Raw genomic sequence first — 20,190 nt, forward strand, 5'->3', positions numbered from 1 at the left:
AACGCTCGCGCGGCCGGCGGCTCTATAGAGCTATGTGCCACGCGAGGGCAAGACGATGATCGGGCTCACGGCCGAGGGCTCGCCGCTGAGAGACGCCTCGGAGGTCGGAGACTACGCGCGCCGGTGCTTCCGCTCCACCGGTGACGACCGGGTGGGCGTGGAGCTGGAGTTCCTCGTCTTCGACCGCAGGTCGGCCACCCGCCACGTCCCGATGGACCGGGTCGAGCGGGCGCTGCCGCCACTGCCCGGCGGGAGCCGGGTCACCTTCGAACCGGGGGGCCAGCTGGAGCTGTCCGGCCCGGCCGGCTCGCTGACCAGCGCGATCGCCGGCCTCACCGCCGACGTGGCCGCCGCCCGCCAGGCCCTGGCGCGCGACGGCATGGTGCTGGCGGGCGTGGGCCTCGACCCGATGCGCCCGGCGGTGCGGCAGTTACAGCAGCCACGCTACGACGCGATGGCGGAGTTCCTCGGCAGGCCGTACGGCGCGCTGATGATGTGCTGCACGGCGTCCATCCAGGTCAACCTGGACCTGGGGGAGCAACCCCGCACGCGGTGGGAGCGGGCACACCTGCTCGGCCCGGTGCTGACCGCCGCCTTCGCCAACTCGCCGCTCAGCCGGGGCCGTCCGTGCGGATGGATGTCGGGCCGCCAGGCCGTGTGGGAGCACCTCGACCCCACCAGGACGGCGCCCGTACCCGCATCCGCCGACCCGGCGGACGACTGGGCCCGCTACCTGCTCGACGCCCGCGTCATGCTCGTGCGGGAGGGCGAGGAACGCTGCCGCACGGTCCGCGACGGCTCGACCTTCCGCGACTGGCTGGGCTCGCGCGAGCGCCCGCCCACCGCCGAGGACCTGGCCTACCACGCCACCACGGTGTTCCCGCCCGTGCGGCCCAGGGGCTGGCTGGAGATCCGCTTCCTGGACGCGCAGCGTCCGGCGGACTGGCCGGTGTGCGTGGCCGTCACCCACGCCCTGATCAGCGACGACCGCGCCGCCGACGCCGCGCTCGCCGCCGTCGAGTCCTGCCTGGGACCCCGGTGGCGGCGGAGGGCCGGACCGGAGCGCGCGACGTGGGCGGCGGCCGCGCGCCGCGGCCTGTCCGACCCCCGGCTCGCCCGCGCCGCGGACGCCTGCTTCCGAGCCGCCATCGAGGCGCTGCCCCGCCTGGGCGCTACCCCCGCCCTGATCGGCGAGGTGGCGGCCTTCGCCGACCGGTACGTGACGACCGGCCGCTCCCCGGCGGCCGACCTGATGGATCTGGTGAGAGAACCGGGGCGGCGCCTGCCGGCCTGGCTGACCGAAGAGGGACGAGGATGAGCGACTTCAAGGAACGCATCGCAAGCGATCTGCTCGCGGTGCGCAGCCGGTCCCTGGCCTACACGGAGGCCGACGACGACCTGCTCCTACGCCAGCACTCACCGCTGATGTCGCCCCTGGTGTGGGATCTGGCGCACGTCGGCAACTACGAGGAGCTGTGGGTGCTGCGCGAGGCCGGCGGCATCACCCCGCTCAGGCCCGAGATCGACGACATCTACGACGCCTTCAAGACCCCGCGCAAGGACCGCCCCAGCCTGCCCATCCTCGGACCGGCGGAGGCCCGCCGCTACATCGAGGGCGTGCGCGGCCGCGTCCTCGACGTCCTGGACGCCGTCGACTTCGACGACCCCGCGCCGCTGCGCCGCGACGGCTTCGTCTTCGGCCTGGTCATCCAGCACGAGCACCAGCACGACGAGACCATGCTGGCCACGCTGCAACTGTCGAAGGAGCCCGGCGTGGTACGCGACGGGGACCTGCCGCCGGCCCGCACCACCGGACAGGACGAGGTGTACGTGCCCGCCGGCCCCTTCCTCATGGGCACCGACACCCAGCCGTGGGCCTACGACAACGAGCGCCCCGCCCACCGCGTCGACCTGCCCGGCTACTGGATCGACCGGCTGCCCGTCGGCAACGGCGCCTACGCCGCGTTCATCGAGGACGGCGGCTACCACGACCCCCGCTGGTGGACCAGGGAAGGCTGGGAGTGGCGGCAGCGGCAAGGCGTCTTCGCCCCGCTGTTCTGGACCAGGGACGGCGGCGCCTGGCACCGCATCCGCTTCGGCCGCACGGAGCCCGTGCCCATGGATGAGCCGGTGCAGCACGTGTCCTGGTACGAGGCCGACGCCTACGCCCGCTGGGCCGGCAAGCGGCTGCCCACCGAGGCCGAGTGGGAGAAGGCCTGCGGCTGGGACCCCGAGGCGGGCCGGGCGCGGAAATACCCGTGGGGCGACCACGAGCCCACCCCCGCCCTGGCCAACCTCGGCCACCGCGCCGCCCGGCCCGCCCCGCTCGGCGCCTACCCGGCCGGCGCCGGCGCGTACGGGACCGAGCAGATGATCGGTGACGTGTGGGAGTGGACCGGCACGTGGTTCGACGGCTACCCGGGGTTCCGCAGCTTCCCCTACCGGGAGTACAGCGAGGTCTTCTTCGGCCAGGAGTACCGCGTGCTGCGCGGCGGCTCGTGGGCGGCCGACCCGGCGGCGATCCGCACCACGTTCAGGAACTGGGACTACCCGATCCGCCGGCAGATCTTCACCGGCTTCCGCTGCGCCCGTGACGCGGAGCGGCCCTAGTGTGCCGGCACGCGGCCTGGCTCGGCGCACCCCGCGCCCTGGCCACGCTGATCCAGGAGCCCGAGCACGGCCTGCTCGCCCAGTCGTACGCGCCCCGGCGGCAGCGGCACGGCACGGTCAACGCCGACGGCTTCGGCATGGGCTGGTACGACCCCGCCCGCGCCGAGCCCGTCCGCTACCGGCGCGCCATCCCGATGTGGGCCGACGCCAACCTGCCCGCGCTCGCCCAGGTCGCCCGCTCGGGCTGCCTGCTGGGTGCGGTCCGGTGCGCCACCGTCGGCATGCCGGTCGAGGAGAGCGCCACCGCGCCGTTCACCGACGGCCGGTGGATGCTCAGCCACAACGGCCGCGTCGAACGGGACGCGGTCAGGGCGCTCGCGGACGGCGCCGAGAGCGCCTGCGACTCCGCCTGGCTCGCCGCCGCCGTCTTCCAGCGGCTGCGCGCCGAGCCCGACCTCGGGGAGGCCCTCGCGGAGGTCGTCGGCCACGCCGGGGAGAAGGACCCCGGCGCCCGCCTGAACCTGCTCGCCTGCGACGGCGCGTCCATCGCCGCGACCGTCTGGGGCGACACGCTCTTCGTCCACCGTCACCAGGACGGCGTGGTCGTGGCGAGCGAACCGCTCGACGACCTGCCCGGCTGGCGGGCCGTGCCGGACCGCAGCCTGCTGCTCGCCTCGTCGGAAGGCGTGCGCGTCCAGCCCATGTGACCCTTTCCTTGAGGAGGCACCGTGCCCGTCAGCCATTCGACCGTGCGCCTGATCAACCACCTCGACCTCGACTACCTGCGCTCCTCCCTCGAAATCGATGTCAGGATCGGCCTGACATCGATGCCGAAGTCCCTGCCGCCCAAATGGTTCTACGACGAGACAGGCAGCGACCTGTTCTCGCAGATCACCAGGCTGCCCGAGTACTACCCGACCCGGCGCGAGCTGGCCATCCTGCGGGCACGAGCCGCCGAGCTCGCCGCCGCCAGCGGCGCCGACACGCTGGTCGAGCTGGGATCGGGCACCAGCGAGAAGACCGTGCTGCTGCTCGACGCCCTCACCGAGGCCGGGACGTTGCGCGGCTACACGCCGGTCGACGTCGACGCGGTCACGCTCGCCGCGGCGGCGCAACGGCTGGCCGAACGCCACCCCGGGCTCGCCGTACGCGCGGTGTGCGCCGACTTCGAACGCCACCTGCGGCTGCTGCCCCGCACCGGCCGGCGCATGGTGGCCTTCCTCGGCGGCACGATCGGCAACCTCGAACCCGACGCCCGCCGGGTCTTCATGAAGGAGCTGCGCGGCACGCTCCGTCCCGGGGACACGTTCCTGCTCGGGGCCGACCTGGTGAAGGACAGGAAGCGGCTGGTCGCCGCCTACGACGACACGGCCGGGGTGACGGCCGCCTTCAACCGCAACGTGCTGCACGTCATCAACCGGGAGCTGGACGCCGACTTCGAGCCGGACGCGTTCGACCACGTCGCCCGCTACGACGAGGAGCACGACTGGATCGAGATGCGGCTACGGGCGTCCCGGGCCATGCGGGTGCACGTCGCGGCGCTCGACCTCGACGTGGACTTCGCCGAGGGAGAGGAGACGCGTACGGAGATCAGCGCCAAGTTCCGCCCCGACGGGCTGCGCGCCGAGCTGACCGCGGCCGGCTTCACCGTCATCCGCTGGTTCACCGACCCCGCGGACGACTTCGGCCTGGTGCTGGCCCAGGCATGATCGGCCAGGCGTGATCGGCAAGACGTGGCGGGCGGCACGATCCGTCGTGCCGCCCGGCCACCTCGACGCGGCCGGCTGCAACGTGCCCAGCGACCAGGTGTTCGACGCGGTCGTCGGGCACCTGCGGCTCGAACGCGGGCGTGGCGGCTACGCGGTCGCGCCCGACCTCACGGAGGCCAAGGCGTCCCTGACCACCCTGATCACCGCGGACGGTCAGACCCCCAGCGTCGGCTCCCTGATCGGCGCGGACGGCCGGGGAGGCGGGGACGGCGCGTCTCCCGGGGATGTGGCGTTCGTGGAGAGCGGCACGGCGGCCATGGCGGCGCTGCTCGGCGGCTGGCGGCTCCCGCCGGGCAGCCGCGTCGGCTTCGCCCGCACGGAGTACGGCAGCACGCTGATGCTGCTGCGCCGCCTGGCCGCCGGCCGCTCATGGACGCTCGTCGAGCTGCCCGTGGACGCCGACTCCCGCCTCGACCTCGACGGCCTCGGATCCGCGCTGGCCACGGGACTGGACCTGGTCACCCTGGTCCACATCGCCTCCCACCGGGGCGTCGTCCAGCCCGCGCGGGAGGCCGGCGCGTTGTGCCGCGCCGCCGGGGTCCCGCTGGTGCTGGACGCCTGCCAGTCCTTCGGCCACACGGACGTGAGCGGGGCCGGCGCGACCGCCTACGTGGGCACGTCCCGCAAGTGGCTCGCCGGCCCGCGCGGGGCCGGCTTCCTCATCGTCCCGGGGCTCGCGGCGGAGATGGACGCCGCCGCCCCCGCACTCGGCGGGCACGTATGGGCGGACGACGTTCCGGAGCCGCTGCCCGGGGCGATCCGCTACGAGAGCTCGGAAGGAGCGATCGCGTCGCGGGTGGGACTCGGCGTCGCCGTACGGGAGTACCAGGAGCTCGGCCCCGCGGACCTGCACGAGCACATGGCGGACCTGGGCCGCACGGCCCGGCACCTCCTGCACGGCGCCGGCGGCTGGCAGGTGGCCGAGCCGCTCGACGAGCCCTCCGCCATCGTCACCCTCCGGCCTCCGGCGGGCGACTCGGTGGAGGCCGCAAGGGCCCGCGCCGCCGGGGCGGGACTGCTCGTGGGGGCCGCCCCCGTCGCCAGAGCGCCGCTGGACCTGCGCGAGCCCGTGCTCCGCGTCTCGCCGGCCCCGGGCACGGAGCCGGAAACCCTGCGCACGCTCGCCCGCGTCCTCAGCGCACCGTGAGGACCGACCCGGCCGCCCGTTCACGGCCGAGAAGCTGACACCCCCCTGGCCAGGTAACGCCCGCGTGGCGCCCCGACGACCTCGCCGGCTTCCAGCACCCGCTCACCGCGCAGGAACGTGTCGGTGACCTTGGCGTTCAGCTCGAAGCCCTCGAACGGCGTGTACTCCTGTGCCGACTCGGAGTCGGCGGCTCTGACGGTCCAGGTGTGGTCCGGATCCACGAGGCAGAAGTCGGCGTCGAAGCCCTCGGCGATGTCGCCCTTGGTGCGCAGCCCGAACCGCCTGGCCGGGTTCCATGCGGTCAGCTCCGCGATCCGGTGGTACGGCAGGCCACGGCGCGCACCCTCGGAGATCAAGCCGGGCAGCAGGTATTCGGCGCCGCCGAAACCGGACTTGGCCACGAAGACGTCGTCGCGGGGTTCGCCGAACTTCACCTCGTCGCGGCAGCAGGCGTGGTCGCTGACGACCCAGTCGATCTTTCCGTCCAGCACGTACTCCCACAGGGCCTCGACGTCCTCGCGAGGCCGGATCGGAGGGTTCACCTTGGCGCCGAGGCCGTTGGCGGTGTCGATGTCGGCGAGGAGGTGGCCGATCGTGACCTCGCGGCGAAAGTCGATGTGCGGGAAGGCCTGGGACATCCGGACGGCGGCGTCGACGGCCTTGCGCGAGGAAAGGTGCAGCAGGTTGATCGTCGGCAGGCCGGTCTCGTGGGCCAGGTAGGAGGCGATGCTGACCGCCAGCCCCTCGGAGTGCGGCGGCCGGGAGGCATGGTAGGCGGCGAGCCCCGACAGCGACCCGTCCTCCTCCACCATCCGGGTGTACGCGTTCATGATCTCGGCCGTCTCGCAGTGCAGCGACAGGGATATCTCGCCGGCCAGGTCGGGGAAGCGCTCCCGAGCCGCCTGCACGCCGCGCATCACGAACTCGAAGTGCGCGTAGTCGTACCGTTCGTCCTCTGGGATCATCAGGAACCGGCTCTGGTCGGCCGACCGGCCGTGCAGGCCGTGGCTGCCGTAGAACATGAAGACCTTGAACGAGGTGACGCCGTGCTTCTCGACCAGCTCGGGGATCTCGGTGATGTGCTGCTTCGACATCGGCGCGAGGTGGAAGGCGTAGTCGACATAAGCCCGATCCGCGGTGGCGGCGAGCACGTCGGGGAAGAAGTCGGCGTAGGCACCGCCCCGGTTGAGGTAGTACTGCCCGGTGCGCATGTACGTGATGGCCGAGGTCACCCCGCCCTGGGCGGCCGCCCGGCTTTCCGAGGCCGCGTCCTCGTCAAGGGGGTTGTAGATGCCCCAGTGCTGGTGCGCGTCGACCACGCCGGCGAAGGCGAGCTTGCCGCCCCCGTCGACCACGGTGCGGGCCGGTGCCGGGTCGATGCCGGCGGCGACGCGGACGATGCGGCCGTCGCGGACGGCGATGTCAACCTGCCGCGGCTCGGTCCACGCGTGCCGTACGACGCGGACGTTCGTCACGAGGACGTCGATGGACGTCATGCGTTCCTCCGGAGTGTGTGTGAGTTGGATTCCAGGCGGGCCAGCGGCCGGAGTATCTCGTCGACGGAGCCGAGGTCGTCCAGGCGCAGAACGAGGCCCTCGACCTGCCGCGCGCGCTCGGCGGTGAGGCGGCCCGCGACGTTCTCCCGGAACTTGACCGCGAGTTCGTCGTCCGTGAGCGGGTGCTGCGGACCGCCCCGGTTGACCGGCACCTCCTCCGTCCACTCGCGGCCGTCGTCGGCGCGGACCGTGACGATCGCCGGGAACTGGTACGGGAAGATGGCGTCGCAACGCGCGTCGGCGACGACGTCCACCATGGCCATCAGCGCGCGGCGGCGCGGGTCGCGGGCCAGCTCGTCGGTGTAGTCGGCCAGCCCGACGCCGAGCCCAGAGCCACCGAGCAGGCCGGCGACGACGGCGTACGGCCCGGAGAACTGCGCCTGGTAGCCGGTGTCCGGCGCCCGCTTGACCTCGATCGGCTGGCCGATGGTGCGGATGACCGCCGTCGGCACCCGCAGCTCGATCCGGGCGATCCGGTCCACCGGCACGCCACGTTCCCGCAGCCGGAGCCCGGCGTCGATCGCCGCGTGGGTGAAGTGGTTGGCCGGGTAGGGCTTGAAGAAGATCTCCGGCACCGACCAGCGCTCGCCCAGGCGGTCGGTGAGCTGGCCGGGGTCGGCATCGTCGCGCAGGAACGCGCGGAAGAAGCCGAACCGTCCCTCCAGGACGGTGGGCGGCCCGGTGAAGCCGCGGCGTACGAGTTGCGCCGCGGTGACCGCGGAGTGCGCCGCCCAGCCACAGTGCAGCCGTTTCACGGTGCCACCTGTCCGGTTCGCCTCGATGATGCCGGAGGCGAACGAGGCGGTCAGGCCGAGGGCGTGCGAGACGCCGTCGGCGCCGAGCCCGAACAGCAGCGCCGCGGAGGCGGCGCCTCCCATCGCGCCGCAGATGGATGTGGCGTGCTGACCGTGCTCGAAGAAGACCGAGTTGCCCAGCTCCCGGTCGTAGCCGGCCATGCCCAGCCGGACGGCCAGTTCGAGCCCGACCGCGATGGCGGCGACCGTCTGCCCGCCGTTGGCGCCGGCCGCCTGCGCGGCGGCCAGCGCGGCCGGCACCACGCCCGCGCTCGGATGCAGCACCGACGGGAGGTGCGTGTCGTCGTAGTCGAGCGAGTGGGCCAGGACACCGTTGGCGAAGGCGGCCTGCGCCGCGGGCACCGCGGCGGGCAGGCCCACCGCGTGCGCCTCGGACCGTCCGCCCTGGTCCGCCACGAACTCGACCGCCGCGGCGCTGGTGGGCAACCGGTGCGCGGCGACGCAGAGGCCGAGCACGTCCAGCACCCGCTGGCGGACGCTGTGCCGTACGTCGTCCGGGGGCCCGGTCCTGGCGGTGGTCGCGGCGAACGCGGCGACGCGCTCGGCCAGCGCGGGCTCAGCCATGGCCGATCATCGCCAGCGGGCGGACCGGTGAGCCGGTCGCGCCGAAGAGCGGGAGCGGCGCCAGCACGAAGGTGAACTCGTGCACGCCGGCGGCGGCGAGTTCGTCGAGCGCCATCGCCTCGATGATGTAGACGCCGTGCTCGACCAGCAGCACCCGGTGCGCGGGCAGCACGCTGTGCGCCGCGCCGGGGCGCAGGCACTCGAAGGCGATCGTGTCGGCGCCGGCGGCGTGCACTCGGCGGCCGGCGAGCCATGTCGCGCCGGCCTCGCCCACTCCGGGCACGCCGGACTCCAGCCCCATGTAGACCGTGCGATCGGGGTGGTCGAAGAAGCGGCCCCAGCCGCTGCGCACCAGGGCGACGTCTCCGGCGCCGATCGGCGTGCCCTGTGCCGCTTCGGTGGCCGCCAGGTCGTCGGGGGTGATCTCGTAGCCGGCCCCGCAGCCCTCGCCGGCGCCGATGGCCCGGGGCACGTCGAGCAGCACGCCACGGCGCACCATCGGCGCGATCGTGTGCGCGCCCAGTTCCACGTATCGCCCGCCCTGGCCCGCTTCCACGGCGTCCGCCCCGCCGTGCAGGCGGCCGAGGTGCGACACATGGGCGAGCGCGTCGATGTGGGTGCCCACGTGGGTGCCCATGGTGATCATGTCGTTCGCGGCCGAGCCGCCGTCGGACCTGACCATGTCCCCGTGCCGTCGGGGAAGGGAGTGCCAGTACGCGGGATGGTTAGGGGACTGCGGCATCCCGACGGAGAGCCGGCGCCCCAGGTCGTAGACGGTGACCCCGCGCCGGACGGCCGCGAGGAGCGGGTCTCCGGCAGAGGCGTTGGTCGAGGGTGTCACGGGTAGGCTCCTGTTCGTCCTGTGTGGCCTGCGGTCATCCGGTCCACAGCCCGCCGTTGACGTCGACGGTGGCCCCGTTGACGTAGCTCGCCCGGTCGCTGAGCAGGAAGGCGATCGTCTCGGCGACCTCCTCCGGATCAGCGGCGCGGCCGAGCGGTACCTGCCCGACCAGGTCCGCCATCTCCGGCGCCGGGAGACGCGCGGTCATCGGCGAGCGCACGGGGCCGGGAGCGACCGCGTTGGCCCGGACGCCCCGGCCGCCGAACTCCTTCGCGATATTGCGGGTCAGCGCCAGCACGCCCGCCTTCGCGGCGGCGTAGGCGGGACCGGACAGGGTGTTGCCCCCGTTCCGCCCGTTGATCGAGCTCATCAGCACGATCGCGCCGGCGCCGGCGGCCAGCATGCCGGGCAGCACGGCACGTACCACGATGAAGGAGCTGGTCAGGCTGTCGGCCAGGACGTCGCGCCACTGCTCGGGCGAGACGTCCAGCAGCCCGCCGTAGCCGACGGACCCGGCGACGTGCGCCAGGCGGGTCGGCGCCGCGGGCAACGCGTCCAGGAACTCCTGGACCTGTCGCGGGTCGGCGGCGTCCACGCCGTCGGCCCGGTCGAGGACGTGAACGGTGTCGCCGTCCCTGCGCAGGGTTTCGGCCACGGCCGATCCGATCGCCCCCCGGCCACCCACCACCAGCGCGGTCATGACCGGCGGGTCTCGGTATTGACGCCGGTCAGGTCGGCGGCGGGCGCGACGCGGCCGGAGTCGACGGCGGCCAGCCACAGGTCGGTGGCCCAGAGCAGCGCGTTCGCCCCGCGCGGCAGCAGCAGATAGCTGATCGCCTCGGCCACGTCGCGTTCCTCGACCCCGGCCGCGTACAGCCGGTCGAGGTGGTGCAGGAACGGGTCCTCCTGCTGGTGCACCGCGTGCACCACCACCGCGATGAGGTCGACCTCGCGCTCGGACAGGCCGGGGGCGGCGGCGGCGAGGAGTGCGGCGTATCGTTCGTGGCCGTCCATCGGCAGGGCGTGCGCCCAGGATCGCGCGGCGAAGAAGATCGGCCGCCACGCGGCGACGGCGCCGGCCACGGCGACGGCCTGCGCCATCTCGTCGGTGGTCAGGCCCGCTTCGAAGCCGCGCTCGACGTGCAGGGTGCCCACCGCCTCCTCGTCGGCGACGAGGAGACCCACCCAGATCAGCTCCCGCTCGCGGGCGGAGAGGTGGCGCGCGTCGAGGGTGAAGCTCCGGTAGAGCCGGGTGTAGGCGTCGAGGAATCCGGGCTCCGTGCGGGCGTAGATCTCGTGGTACGACAGCGTGTAACCGCGCTCGGCCCGGATCCTGGCGAGCTGGTCGGGCGCGCTCATCACAGCCCCGGCGTCAGGCTGGGCGTCAACGAGGCGTCGTGGTCGTACAGGGCTGGTATGAGGGTGTTGAGATCGTGTCCTGGCAGCGGCTCGCGGTAGTCGGTGCTGCCGAAGTCGTTCTTCCTGATCAGGGACAGGTTGCCCGTACGGCTGTAGAGCGGGCCGTGCCAGGTTTGCGGGCTGCGGAAGAAGTAGCCACCGGGTTTGACCACGCCCCTGCGCCCCAGCATCAGGTCGCCGGCGATCTTGAAGGACTCCTCGTAGACGGGGTGTTTCTCCTCGTTGACCGCGGTGTAGCCGGGCAGCATGCCGACGAGGAAGACGATGCCGGCCTCGTCGCGGCGCAGCCACCGGATGCGTACGTCCGCGGGCTGCGGCTCGTCCCCGCGCCAGCTCATGGAGACCCACTCGTCACGGGTCTCGGGCAGCGTCGTGAGCTCGCCGGCCCCCTGACCGGGCGCGAAGTCGGGCGCGCCGTGCGGCCCGAAGTAGAGCACGGTCCGGCCGGGGCCGGGCACCCAGTCGAGCTCGGTCAGGGGCTGGGCGTGCAGGTACGTGCCAGGGGCGTACGGCTGGTCGTTGACCGTGCCCCGGCCGGTGAGGACGAAGATGTCGCACGCGCTGCGCAGCACGCCCCGCTGCCGGTTGGTGAAGGCCAGCAGTTCCGTACGGGCGCCGTTCTCCACGTCGGCGGACAGGGTCTTGCGCAATCCGCCGCCGTGGTCCGCGCCGAAGTGCCCGGGCGACACCGGGGTCCACGGCAGGTCATGGGTCGATATGAAGTCGACGTCCGGACGGTTCCACATGTCAGGCTTCGCACCTTTGCCTCGGAGTTCCCGGAGAGCAGCCTCGATCGAAATTGTTCCGTTGAAGCGAACGGCGGTTCCCCAGGCGGAATCAAACGGATACTGTCGTGCGACGGCCCGGGCTGTCAACGGCCCGGCCGAACGTCGCGGATTCATCCCAACTGGATGGCGGGTGGTTGTCATGGGTATCGAGCCGGATCCGACCGGCGCGGCTACGGGCGAGAAGAGCGGCTGGGGCGGGGTCGGTGCGCTGGTCCCGCCGGAGAACCCGACCGTCGCGGCCGAGTTGCGCGCCCTGTTGCCGCGCGGTCTGCCGGTCCACACCGCACCGCTGCCGGTGATCCCCGGAGCGCTGAAGGAGCGGCTGCTCGGCTACAACGACGCCCTCACCGCCACGGCGGAACTCCTGCGCGGACAGCGGCCGGACGTCGCCTACTTCGCCTGTACGGGCTCTTCGTACCTGGTGGGGCCCGATCGCGACGCCGCGCTGCACGACGCGATCGACGCGGCCGGCGCGGGGCGCGGCCTCACTGCCGCCCGCGCGATCCTGGAGACCCTCGCCCAGCTGCGCCGGCGCAGGGTGCTGGTGGTCTCGCCCTACCCGGACTGGTTGACCGACCTCGCGGTCGCGCACTGGAGCGCCGCCGGGCTCGCGGTGGGGGGAGTTCGCAAGGTGCCGGCGCCGGACGGCATCTACGCCATCGCCCCGGACGAGGTCACGGCACTGCTACGTGACCTGCGGCCCGACCGGGATACGGCGGTGCTGCTCAGCGGAACGGGGATGCCGACGGTCGAAGCGATCGCCACGGTCGGCGACGAACTGGGCGTGCCGGTGCTTTCGTCGTCCCTGGCGGCCGCGTACCGCGCCCTGCTCCGTGTCCCGGTGCCGGCGGCCGAGGCTTCGTGCCTGGCCAACGACCTGATCGGCCGCTGGCGGTGACCGGGTCCTGTCGCTCGCGCCGGCTGTGTCACGACCCTTGACGGTTCTCGGGGCCAGCCATTACCGTCCCGGGTATTCCAAGGGAACGACGTTCCGCAGAGGCGAACGAATCCCGCTCCCTCAGCTCGCGTCCCGTCCGGGGCCGCCAGGAGGTGACAACCATGCACGGCTGGCGAGCCCGTATCGGATTAATCATTCCCCATGTCAACATGACGATGGAGCCCGAGATCAACTCCGTGCTGCCCCGGGGCGGATCCGCCCACGCGGCGCGGATGGTGATCCCGCGGCTCGACCCCGACGGCCTGGTCCAGATGGCCCACGACTCGCTGCGGGCCGCCGGGCAGCTCTCCGAACTGGACGCCGACGTCGTCGTCTTCGGCTGCACCTCCGGCAGCTTCGTCGGCGGTCACGAATACGAATCCGACCTGGTGAACCGGATCGCCGAACGGGTCGGCTGCCCGGCGCTGTCCGCGTCGGGCGCCGGCGTCACGGCACTCCGGGCGCTCGGCGTCACCAGGATCGCCGTCGCCACCCCCTACGACGACACCATCAACGAGCGGCTACGCGCCTTCTTCGCGGCGCACGGTCTCGACGTGGTCAGCCTCGTCGGCCTCGGCCTGCGGGAGCGTACCGAGCACTTCCCCCTCGCCCGCACTCCCGTCTCGGCCATCGCGCAGCAGTCGGAGGAGGTGGTCTACCGGCTCGCCCGCGCCGCCGCACATCCCGATGCCGAGGCGCTCTTCATCAGCTGCACGAACCTGTCGACCCTCGGGCTCGTCGCGGAACTCGAACGCGACCTCGCCGTACCCGTGGTCACGGCCAACCAGGCGAGCATCTGGGCGGCCTTCCGGGCGGCCGGCCTCGGCGAGTCACCGGCCGCGTTCGGCTCCCTCGGCCGGCTCTGAGCCCGCCACCACGCTTCCTCCGGCACTCACCCTTGGAGCAGCAAGCATGTCACACCGAACCCACCTCTCCCGCCGCCACCTGATCAGACTCGGCGCGCTGGCCGGAGCCGGCGGCCTGCTGGCCGCGTGCTCCCGCCCTCCTGGCGCGCCGACCGCGGGAGGTGACGACGGCGGGGCCTACTCGACGATTCGCTCGACCGCCGTCTCCTACATCTGGGCGCCGTTCCTCGTCGCCGAGACGAATGGCTACTTCGCGGACGAAGGGCTGAACCAGAAGGGCAGGGTCGCAGGGCAGGGCGTCGTGGCCAACATCGTGCTCTCCGGCGACGCCGACTTCGTCGTCGGAGCACCGATGGACACGATGAAGTCCACCGCGGTGGGCCAGCCGCTGATCAGCTTCTGCAACATGCTGACCACGCTCGCCACCAACGTCGTCATCAGCGCGGAGGCGTTCGAGAAGGCCGGCCTCACCGAGGCCAGCACCGCGGAGCAGCGGGCCGCGGCCATGCGCGGCATGCGACTCGCGTCCACCGGCGTCGCCGGCACGCCGGACCTGCTCATCCGGTACGTCTCCCGCAACCTGGGCAAGCTCGACCCCAACAAGGACCTCAAGATCGTGCCCATTCAGGGCGGCGGATCGGCGATGCTCGCGGCGGTCCAGAACAAGCAGATCGACGGCATGGCGATCTCGTCGCCGATCTCGGACCAGGCGATTGCCGACCTCGGCATGAAGTACCTGTTCGACATGTCGACGGACCCGGTCGAGCCGCTGGTCGGCTTCCCCTACATCGTGGCCTCGTGCAAGCAGGAATTCCTGGAGCGGAACCCGGACGCCATCGGCGCCTACTGCCGGGCGATCCAGCGCTCGCTCAACTTCATCAAGGCCGAGAAGGACGCGTTCCGCGACCTGCTCGCCGGTCTCTTCACCGACATCAGGCCCGAGGTCTTCAAGACGGCGTTCGAGGCGAACTACCCGATCTACGCCGACAGCGTCGTCCCCACCCAGCCCCAGTTCGAGCAGGCCAGAGAGTTCGTCGTCACCGCGTTCGAGATCAACGGCAGCGTCAGCGAGGCGGCCGCGGCCAAGAAGATCGGCTTCGAGGACAGCTGGAACGCCAAATTCGCGCAGGAGGCCCTCGACAAGGTCGGCACCTCCACCTGACCGCACCCACCCGTAGCCGGCCCGGCGTCGGCTTCCCGAACAAGAGGCGAACGTGACTGTGGTACCAGGGGTGAACTCCACCCATATCAAGAACTTCGGGGATCTCGAGGCCGCCGCCCGCAATGGGGCGCGCCGGGCCGTGTGGGACTTCCTGGAGGGCGGCGCCGGCGCCGAGCGCAGTGTCGCCGCCAACACCGGCGAGTTCGACCGGTGGACCTTCCGGCCGCGGATCCTCTCCGGCAGCAAGCCGCCGTCGCTGGAGACGACCTACCTCGGCTGGCCGTTGCGGCTGCCGGTGGCCACCGCGCCGTTCGGCGCGGACGGCGTGTTCCACCCGGAGGGCCAGCTGGCCGTGGCGGGGGCCGCGCAGGACGCCGGCGCGCTCGCCCTGGCGCCGCACGTCTCCACCCACCCGCTGGAGAAGATCCGCGAGGTGGCGCCCGACGCGGCGCTGATGTTCCAGCTGCATCCGGTCGGGAGTCTCACCAACTTCCGGCGGCTGGTCCGCCGGGCCGAGTCGGCCGGCTACCGCGGCCTCGTCATCACCGCCGACTGCCCGACCGCGGGCTACCGTGACCGCAACCTCGCCAACCAGTTCGTGTACGAGGACGTCATGCGTGGCAACTACCGCGGTGAGGAGGAGCACGCGGCGGAGATGTTCGGCGAGTTCCGCGCCATGACCCAGCCGGTGTGGACGTTCGACTACCTGGCGGAGGCGCTCGGCGAGACCTCGCTGCCGGTAGTGATCAAGGGCGTCATGACCGGCGAGGACGCCCTCCTCGCCGCGGAGATGGGCGCCGACGGCGTCATCGTCAGCAACCACGGCGGACGCCAGCTCGATTGCACGCCCGCCACGCTGCGGCAGTTGCCTGAGGTGGTCGAGGCGGTCGGCGGCCGGATCAGCGTCGCCGTCGACGGCGGCATCCGGCGCGGCACCGACGTGCTGAAGGCCCTCGCCCTCGGCGCCGACCTCGTGGTGATCGGGCGCCTGGCGGCCATGGGGCTCTGCGCCGGCGGCCGGGACGGGGTGCGCCTGGCCCTGGAGATGCTGGCGGCGGAGATGGTGAAGTCGCTCGCGCTGCTCGGACGGTCGAGCGTGGCCGAGGTCGACCGGTCCATGCTCCAGCCGGCCTGACGAGCGGAACCCAGGGAGATGCGGATGCACGCAGAACAGCCGGGACAAGCCCCTGCCGCCGTCGTGTCGGCGGAGGGCGTGTCCATGACCTACCACGGGCGCCGCGGCGCGGTGAACGCCCTGTCCCATGTGGACTTCACGCTCAGGCAGGGCGAGTTCGTCGCGCTGCTGGGCCCGTCCGGCTGCGGCAAGTCGACGCTCCTGAACATGGTCTCCGGCCTGATCGCGCCGACCAGCGGGACGCTGACCTACCGCGGCGAGAGCATCGACGGCCCGAACACCAGCATCGGGTACATGACCCAGCGGGACTCGATCCTGCCGTGGCTGACCGTCGCGGAGAACATCGAGCTCCCGCTGCAGATCCGTCACATGCCCGCGCGGGAGCGGCTGGCAAGGACCGCCGCCTATGTCGAGATGGTCGGACTCAAAGGCTTCGAGAAGACCTACCCGGCGGGTCTGTCCGGCGGCATGCGCAAGCGGGTCGGCCTCGCCCAGGCACTCGTGTACGAGCCGGAGACGCTGTTGCTGGACGAGCCGTTCGGCGCGCTCGACGCGATCCTGCGGCTGCGCATGCAGGCCGAGCTCCTCGCCCTGACGGAGAAGCTCGGGGCGGCGGTCCTGTTCGTCACCCACGACATGGACGAGGCCATCACGCTGGCCGACCGGGTCGTGGTGATGAGCGCCCGCCCCGCCCGCATCATCGACGAGATCGAGGTCGACCTGGCCCGGCCGCGCGACCTGGAGCAACTGCAGTTCACGTCTGGGTACCAGGAGGTCCGGCGCCGGGTCTGGCAGAACCTCGGGCAGGAGATCCACGCCGCTGACAAGGAGATGGCCAACGATGAGTGACACGGAGACGCTCGCCAAGAGTGTCGTGGCCGACCCGCCGGCCGGCTCGCACCCACGTCGCAAGCTCAGCCCGAAGGTCACGATCGCCCTGGGGCAGATCGTGGTGGTGATCGTCTGGCTCGGTTCCTGGGAGTGGCTGTCCGGCCGGGTGATCGACCCGTTCTTCTCCAGCTCGCCCAGCGCCATCGGGCAGCAGCTGGCCGAATGGTTCAGTACGGGCTCAATCTGGGTGCACCTGTTGATCACGTTGCAGGAGTTCGGCGCCGGCCTGCTGGTGGGCAGCGTGGTCGGCGTGGTCGTGGGCTTCACCCTGGGCCGGCTGCCGACCACGGCGGCCATACTCAACCCGTTCGTCACGGTCGTCTACAGCATGCCGAAGCTGGCCCTCGCGCCGCTGTTCGTGCTCTGGTTCGGCATCGGGTTCGGGTCCAAGATCGTCCTTGTCGGTTTGATCTCGTTCTTCCTGGTCTTCTACAACACCTTCACCGGCGCGCGTGACGTCGACCCCCTCTACATCGACTCGCTGCGGATCATGGGAGCCAACCGGCTGACCATCTATCGCCGGGTGATCATGCCGTCGGCCGCGGTGTGGGTGATGACCGGTCTGCGCATCGCCGTGCCCCAGGCCGTGATCGGCGCCGTCGTCGGCGAGCTGATCTCGTCCAACCAGGGCATCGGCTACATCATCGCCAACGCCGCCTCCTTCTTCAACACGACCGGCGTGCTGGCCGGCGTCGCCCTGGTCGCGTTCGTGTCGGTCCTGCTCTCCCAGCTGATCATCATGGTGGAGCGCTGGGCGACCCGGTGGAAGCAGGGCTGACATGCATCCCACCGCATACCTCGCCCGCTGGGCCGCCGGCGTACGGTACGACGCGCTGCCGCCCGGCGTGGTGGACCGCGTACGCGGGCTGCTGCTCGACCACCTCGGGGTGGCGGTGCTCGGCAGCACCCGCGAGCACCACCGGCGCTGGGCCGCGGCCGAGCTCGGCCTGGCGGGCGGCGAGCCCGGTGTGAGCACCGTGACCGGCACCTCGCTGCGCGTCGCACCTGACCGGGCGGCCTTCCTCAACGGCGTCGCCGGCTCGTCCGGCCCCAACCTCGACGACGTCTGGCACGGCTCACTCGGGCATCCGGGCGTCGGCACGTTCCCCGCCCTGCTCGCGCGGGGCGAAGAGGTACGGGCGCCCGGCACGGCACTGGTCGAGGCGGCCGTGGTCGGCTACGAGGTCGCGATGCGGATCGGCTCGGCCCTCGGCCGCTCCGCGTTCGACCGCGGCTGGCATCCCCGCGGCGGTTGCAACACCGCCGCCGCCGCCGTGGCCGCCCTCAAGGTCGCCGGCGAGCAGCGCGCCGACGTCTACCACGCGGCCTTAGGCCTGGCCGTGAACGCCGCGGCCGGCGTGGTCGGCGCCGCCTACTTCTCCGACGCCTGGTACGCGCTCTCAGGCCAGGCGTCCAGAGAAGGGCTGCTCGCCGCGCTCGGCGCGCAGGCCGGGCTGAGGGCCACGGACGAGCCGCTGGCGGCCGAGCGCGGCTACCTGGCAGCGGCCTCGGACCGGATCGACCTCGGCGTCCTCACCGATGGCCTGGGTGGCGAGCCGATGCTGATGCAGTCGGGCCAGAAGCTTTTTCCGTCCTCCGGCGCGACGCACGCCGCTCTGGAAGCCGCGGTGGCCGCCCGCGGCGAGCTCGGCTGCGACGCGGCGGAGATCGTTGCGATCGACGGCTGGGGGTTCCGCGAGATGGTCGACGTGCTCGGCCGGAGGCACCCGGCGACGGCGCTGGCGGCGAGCATGAGCACGCCGTACGTGATCGCGTGCGGGGTGCGCGACGGGGGATTCGACCTCTCGCACCTCGATGCCGAGCAGATCGCCGACCCGGAGCTCCGTCGCCTGCAGTCGGTGACCCGGCTCGTTGTCGACGACCGGCTCGACCGCCTGCCGCCCCGGCATCTCGGCGCCCGGATCCGGCTCACGGCCCGCGGCGGGAGGCAGGCCACCGTCGAGGTGCTCGCCGCGAGCGGGCACGCAGGGAACCCCCTCGGCTTCGATCGTGTGGCCGGCAAGGTGCGGCGGCTGCTGGCCGGCGTCTGGCCGGAAACACTCGTCGACCGGCTGATCGACGAGGCGGCCGCTGTGCCGGAGACAGATGTGGACAACCTGATGCGGACGGTGCGGTCGTCCGATTAACGTGTCTGCTCGATCTTTCGGCACCATTGGTGTCGACCATCGTGTGAAGGAGGTTGTGAGATGACCGCGTCGAGCATCGTCCCCACCGTCGTGGACGCGGTCGCGCAGCCCCAGCCGCCGGTCGGCGCCGATCCCGAGGCCGCCGGCCGGGCTCGGTCAGGGCTGGCCCGGACGTTTTCGATCATCAATCTGCTCGCCTCGAAGGCACCGGAGGCGCTCGGGGTGTCGGCGATCGCGCGTGACCTCCAGATGCCCAAGACGGTTGCCCACCGGATTCTCAAGGAACTGGCGGCCGACGCCTTCCTCGCCTTCGACACCACGACCAAGCAGTACCGGCTCGGCCCGGGCGCGCTCACCGTGGGGCTTGCGGCGCTCCGCACACTCGACGTGCCCAGAACCGCCCGCCCCCACCTCGCGCGCCTGGTGGAGGCCAGTGGCGAGACCGCCACGCTCTCCATCCGCCAGGGCTGGCAGCGGGTCTACGTCGATCAGGTGCTCTCCCCGCACGAGGTGCGGATGTCGGTGGCGCTCGGCCGGATGTACCCACTGCACGCGGGATCTTCGTCGAAGGCGATCCTGGCCGTGCTGTCCGACGAGACGATCGAAGAGTTCCTCGCCCAGCACGCGCGGGCCAGTTTCACCTCGCGGACGATCACGTCGGCCGACGCGCTCCGCGACGACATCGCCGAGATCCGCCAGCGAGGGTACGCGGTGAGCTACGGCGAGCGCCAGGCCGGCGCGGCCAGTGTCGCGACGGCCATCCGCGACGCGTGGGGCGAGGTCGTCGGCTCCATCTCGCTGTGCGGGCCGCGGGAGCGGTTCGCAGAGCACATTCTGCGTCACGGGGCCGCGGTGGCCGAGGCGGCCCGCGCCGTGTCCCGCGAGATCGGGCACGGGAGTGCCCAGTCCTAGCGGACGTTCAGGCGAGGGAAGAGGATGGATGAACGCGCGTTCCGATGCGGGCGACCGCCTCACCGCTCTGGGCACGCAGCTGCTCGAGGTGCACATCTGGCTGCGCGAGATGCTGGACGACCTCCAGGACGGCATCGACGACTACTTCGACGGCAAGGGGCTGCCTCGCCGCGACCTGCGCGCCCACTGCTTGTCGTTCTGCACGGCGCTGACCCGCCACCACGCCGGCGAGGACAAAGGCGCCTTTCCTGCGATCGCCGAGGAGTTTCCCGAGTTGCGCAAGGTGCTCTCCGACCTGCGCAGCGACCACAACCAGCTCGACTGGCTCATGGGAAACCTGCGCAAGCTGCTCGAGTCGCTGCCCGAGCATCCGGACCCGGCCACGGCCGTCAAGGTGCGCGAGGAGGTGGGGGCGCTGTCGGCGGTGATGCAGACGCACTTCGTCTACGAGGAGAAGAAGCTGATCTCCGTGCTCAACTCGATGGACGTGCCCGAGTGGCGCGACAGGCGGCCCGACTTCCTGCTCAGCGACGACGACGCCTGACCTCCCTGTTCTCCGGGGCCTTTACGGATCCGCCACCGGTGAGTAATTTCGCAACCGTGATGCCCCGGAACGTTCTCGACGCGGCGC

20 protein-coding genes are annotated in these 20,190 nt (G+C 72.1%); 14 read left to right on the plus strand and 6 right to left on the minus strand.

The window, feature by feature from the left end; all coding sequences use genetic code 11:
• Positions 1 to 55 precede the first annotated feature (55 nt).
• From egtA to ACTWPV_RS03525, 5 genes are read left to right on the plus strand one after another with little or no spacing between them, the layout of a single operon-like run.
• Entirely contained in the window at positions 56 to 1,318 is a 1,263-nt protein-coding gene (gene egtA / locus ACTWPV_RS03505) for an ergothioneine biosynthesis glutamate--cysteine ligase EgtA (RefSeq protein ID WP_443150562.1), read from the plus strand.
• Positions 1,315 to 2,610: an ergothioneine biosynthesis protein EgtB gene (gene egtB / locus ACTWPV_RS03510; RefSeq protein WP_443150563.1), complete on the plus strand. Its 1,296-nt coding sequence runs from the start codon at positions 1,315 to 1,317 to the stop codon at positions 2,608 to 2,610. The genes egtA and egtB overlap by 4 nt, the downstream gene beginning before the upstream one ends.
• Positions 2,610 to 3,317, plus strand: a complete 708-nt coding sequence (gene egtC, locus ACTWPV_RS03515; protein ID WP_443150564.1) for an ergothioneine biosynthesis protein EgtC — start codon at positions 2,610 to 2,612, stop codon at positions 3,315 to 3,317. Before egtB ends, egtC begins: the two co-directional genes overlap by 1 nt.
• A 21-nt stretch (positions 3,318 to 3,338) precedes the next feature.
• Positions 3,339 to 4,319: an L-histidine N(alpha)-methyltransferase gene (gene egtD / locus ACTWPV_RS03520; protein ID WP_443150565.1), complete on the plus strand. Its 981-nt coding sequence runs from the start codon at positions 3,339 to 3,341 to the stop codon at positions 4,317 to 4,319.
• Positions 4,320 to 4,329: 10 nt separating this feature from the next.
• Positions 4,330 to 5,526, plus strand: coding sequence for an aminotransferase class V-fold PLP-dependent enzyme (locus ACTWPV_RS03525; RefSeq protein ID WP_443150566.1), 1,197 nt, complete (start codon positions 4,330 to 4,332; stop codon positions 5,524 to 5,526).
• 20 nt (positions 5,527 to 5,546) lie between these two features.
• Here the strand turns inward: ACTWPV_RS03525 and ACTWPV_RS03530 are convergent, their stop codons facing one another.
• From ACTWPV_RS03530 to ACTWPV_RS03555, 6 genes are read right to left on the minus strand one after another with little or no spacing between them, the layout of a single operon-like run.
• Entirely contained in the window at positions 5,547 to 7,022 is a 1,476-nt protein-coding gene (locus tag ACTWPV_RS03530) for a dihydroorotase (RefSeq protein WP_443150567.1), read from the minus strand.
• Positions 7,019 to 8,461 carry an MmgE/PrpD family protein gene (locus tag ACTWPV_RS03535; RefSeq protein WP_443150568.1) on the minus strand — a complete coding sequence of 481 codons (1,443 nt, stop codon included), beginning with the start codon at positions 8,459 to 8,461 and terminating at the stop codon, positions 7,019 to 7,021. The genes ACTWPV_RS03530 and ACTWPV_RS03535 overlap by 4 nt, the downstream gene beginning before the upstream one ends.
• Positions 8,454 to 9,302: a cyclase family protein gene (locus ACTWPV_RS03540; protein ID WP_443150569.1), complete on the minus strand. Its 849-nt coding sequence runs from the start codon at positions 9,300 to 9,302 to the stop codon at positions 8,454 to 8,456. The genes ACTWPV_RS03535 and ACTWPV_RS03540 overlap by 8 nt, the downstream gene beginning before the upstream one ends.
• A gap of 34 nt (positions 9,303 to 9,336) precedes the next feature.
• Complete coding sequence (locus ACTWPV_RS03545; RefSeq protein WP_443150570.1) at positions 9,337 to 10,002, minus strand: SDR family NAD(P)-dependent oxidoreductase; 666 nt, start codon at positions 10,000 to 10,002, stop codon at positions 9,337 to 9,339.
• Positions 9,999 to 10,661, minus strand: coding sequence for a carboxymuconolactone decarboxylase family protein (locus tag ACTWPV_RS03550; protein ID WP_443150571.1), 663 nt, complete (start codon positions 10,659 to 10,661; stop codon positions 9,999 to 10,001). Before ACTWPV_RS03550 ends, ACTWPV_RS03545 begins: the two co-directional genes overlap by 4 nt.
• Positions 10,661 to 11,467 (minus strand): hypothetical protein, encoded by an 807-nt coding sequence (locus tag ACTWPV_RS03555; RefSeq protein WP_347642050.1) that lies wholly within the window; start codon positions 11,465 to 11,467, stop codon positions 10,661 to 10,663. Before ACTWPV_RS03555 ends, ACTWPV_RS03550 begins: the two co-directional genes overlap by 1 nt.
• A gap of 181 nt (positions 11,468 to 11,648) precedes the next feature.
• Between ACTWPV_RS03555 and ACTWPV_RS03560 the strand changes: the two genes are divergently transcribed.
• The 9 genes from ACTWPV_RS03560 (at position 11,649) to ACTWPV_RS03600 (ending at position 20,103) form a co-directional block, all read left to right on the plus strand.
• Positions 11,649 to 12,407 (plus strand): maleate cis-trans isomerase family protein, encoded by a 759-nt coding sequence (locus ACTWPV_RS03560; RefSeq protein ID WP_443150572.1) that lies wholly within the window; start codon positions 11,649 to 11,651, stop codon positions 12,405 to 12,407.
• A gap of 161 nt (positions 12,408 to 12,568) precedes the next feature.
• Positions 12,569 to 13,312: a maleate cis-trans isomerase family protein gene (locus ACTWPV_RS03565; RefSeq protein WP_443150573.1), complete on the plus strand. Its 744-nt coding sequence runs from the start codon at positions 12,569 to 12,571 to the stop codon at positions 13,310 to 13,312.
• A gap of 46 nt (positions 13,313 to 13,358) precedes the next feature.
• Positions 13,359 to 14,474 (plus strand): ABC transporter substrate-binding protein, encoded by a 1,116-nt coding sequence (locus ACTWPV_RS03570; RefSeq protein ID WP_347642053.1) that lies wholly within the window; start codon positions 13,359 to 13,361, stop codon positions 14,472 to 14,474.
• Positions 14,475 to 14,526: 52 nt separating this feature from the next.
• Positions 14,527 to 15,609, plus strand: coding sequence for an alpha-hydroxy acid oxidase (locus ACTWPV_RS03575; protein WP_443150574.1), 1,083 nt, complete (start codon positions 14,527 to 14,529; stop codon positions 15,607 to 15,609).
• 24 nt (positions 15,610 to 15,633) lie between these two features.
• A complete protein-coding gene (locus ACTWPV_RS03580) occupies positions 15,634 to 16,458 on the plus strand; it encodes an ABC transporter ATP-binding protein (protein ID WP_347642055.1) in 825 nt (274 codons plus the stop codon).
• Positions 16,451 to 17,278, plus strand: a complete 828-nt coding sequence (locus ACTWPV_RS03585) for an ABC transporter permease (protein WP_347642056.1) — start codon at positions 16,451 to 16,453, stop codon at positions 17,276 to 17,278. Before ACTWPV_RS03580 ends, ACTWPV_RS03585 begins: the two co-directional genes overlap by 8 nt.
• 1 nt (position 17,279) lies before the next feature.
• Positions 17,280 to 18,647 carry an MmgE/PrpD family protein gene (locus ACTWPV_RS03590; protein ID WP_443150575.1) on the plus strand — a complete coding sequence of 456 codons (1,368 nt, stop codon included), beginning with the start codon at positions 17,280 to 17,282 and terminating at the stop codon, positions 18,645 to 18,647.
• 60 nt (positions 18,648 to 18,707) lie between these two features.
• A complete protein-coding gene (locus tag ACTWPV_RS03595; RefSeq protein ID WP_443150576.1) occupies positions 18,708 to 19,559 on the plus strand; it encodes an IclR family transcriptional regulator in 852 nt (283 codons plus the stop codon).
• 28 nt (positions 19,560 to 19,587) lie between these two features.
• A complete protein-coding gene (locus ACTWPV_RS03600; protein WP_443150577.1) occupies positions 19,588 to 20,103 on the plus strand; it encodes a hemerythrin domain-containing protein in 516 nt (171 codons plus the stop codon).
• The last annotated feature ends 87 nt before the right edge of the window (positions 20,104 to 20,190 follow it).

The sequence above is a fragment of the Nonomuraea sp. KM88 genome (genome assembly GCF_052245635.1).
Lineage (GTDB): Bacteria > Actinomycetota > Actinomycetes > Streptosporangiales > Streptosporangiaceae > Nonomuraea.